This window comes from Facilibium subflavum (genome assembly GCF_003574485.1).
Lineage (GTDB): Bacteria > Pseudomonadota > Gammaproteobacteria > Francisellales > Francisellaceae > Facilibium > Facilibium subflavum.
In genome coordinates this window covers 1-1,757 of record NZ_QLIT01000326.1, presented here as the reverse complement: position 1 = coordinate 1,757, position 1,757 = coordinate 1, and the positions used below count along the sequence as shown (strand labels likewise).

2 protein-coding genes are annotated in these 1,757 nt (G+C 38.1%); both read left to right on the top strand.

Annotated features, from left to right (window positions below; translation table 11 throughout):
• The coding region (locus DNK84_RS14520) for a hypothetical protein (protein ID WP_456236421.1) at nt 1–240 on the top strand (240 nt) is incomplete at its 5' end.
• Nucleotides 241–344: 104 nt separating this feature from the next.
• Complete coding sequence (locus DNK84_RS13720; RefSeq protein ID WP_119345016.1) at nt 345–1,379, top strand: hypothetical protein; 1,035 nt, start codon at nt 345–347, stop codon at nt 1,377–1,379.
• The last annotated feature ends 378 nt before the right edge of the window (nt 1,380–1,757 follow it).

Genomic DNA, 1,757 nt, shown 5'->3' with positions numbered 1-1,757 from the left:
GGGAAAACACTCAGAGCTAAGCTAAGAGGGCATTTTGAATACTATGGCGTGAGCGGGAATTTTCCTGCAATCGCAAAATATTACTCAATTGCCAAAAGATTGGCAAAGAAGTGGTTAAATCGAAGAAGCCAGAAGCGGAAAATGAGTTGGGAGAAGTTCAACAAATATATTGAACGTTACCCACTACCGCAGCCACGAATCACACATGATTTTTATACTTTAACAGGTTCAGTGAGTTAAGTTGAAGAGCCGTATGTGGGAAATCTACAAGTACGGTTCTGTGAGGGGCATCATGCTTTCTCACATTATGTTTAAAATTTAAATTATAAATAGGAGAAACAGAGATGTCTACTCGACAGCGCGATGAAATTTTACAGATAGCTATTGAGGCATATAACAAACTTATAAATGAAATCCAATCAAGCTCAACGGGTTATAATAGCGAATGGGTGACTGATCAGAGGAAACGGCAATATCGTAGAATTAGTGAAGATATGTCCAGCAAATATACCAGACTCCTTGAGGAAGTTAAATATGATGATTGCAATGATTTTTACAATATGCATCTTCAGGTTCAACATGCAAATTGTGAAGCTCAGGCTATTATCTTGGCAAAAATATTAACAGAGCGAGAAATTTCTACACGTTTGTTATGCATGCAAGCGATTGGTAGGCGTATCCATACGATGCTGGGTGTGTATGATGAGGACGGAGCGCTGATAATGATTGCAGACCCCTGGGCGGGCAAGATAATTATGGTAGATGAGGATAGAGAATTTTCTCACTTTAATTTGGCAGATACTAACAATTTAGATAAGACATATACAGCAGTATCAGCCAAAGAATCTACCAGGAAGCCATTACCTGAAAAATTAGCTGCTGCGTTTAGCAAGCTACCGTCTCAGTTAAATACTGGACTTGATGGAATTGCTCAGATTAACTCATATTCTTTATCTCGATTTATCGAGTTATATGTAGATCCAAGGCTAACAACCAGCTTGAATGAAAAATTAATAGATCTAACAAAAGGCAAAGGCTTTCTTGAGGAAAATGATGGAGAAAAGTTACTTTTTAATTATTTTATACGTAATAAAAAGGCACTTAATATTCTTTATTCAGACGACTTAATCAGCTTGATTCCGTTTTATATAGCAAAAAAACTACTTAAAAATGATGTTGAACAGGAAAATTTGGTGCTGCAAAAACTAGGGCAGATGTTAAGTGCTAAAGACAGGAAATCTTTACAATTAGCATGCAAAATCAATACCGGAAGTGGTATTGCCAAGCCTGGAACGCAAAAAGACTTTTTAGAGTATTTTGAGCGTAGTGGACTTAAAATTGATCTACAAAAAAATATAACTAAGGCGATCGAGTTTTGAAAATTGCGTGGTTTTACGCTGTTATTTCAATCGCTTTAGTATTAAGCTGTACAAAAAGTAGAGTCAGCCGCTCCCATTACTGAGAACAGCTCCTCAAAGAACGCAGCATGCGACTTTCACCGCACTGCGCTTAGGCCTCTCAAAGGCGTTTTGTGTTACCCAGCTACCATTTAGCTGTATCACATTACAGCAATGGGGTAGTCAGACCAAGTATTACGTCCCTTAGTAGCCGTGCGTTTTCAAAGTATTCTTTATACGCAGGATCTTAAGGTGTTGCCTCACTCTTAATTTTAATATGGCGACGAATAGGGGTGGTAACCATGCGCTTTCGAGTCAGTGTGATTGTGGTGGAATCGATAATAATTAGGTTCTGTGAAC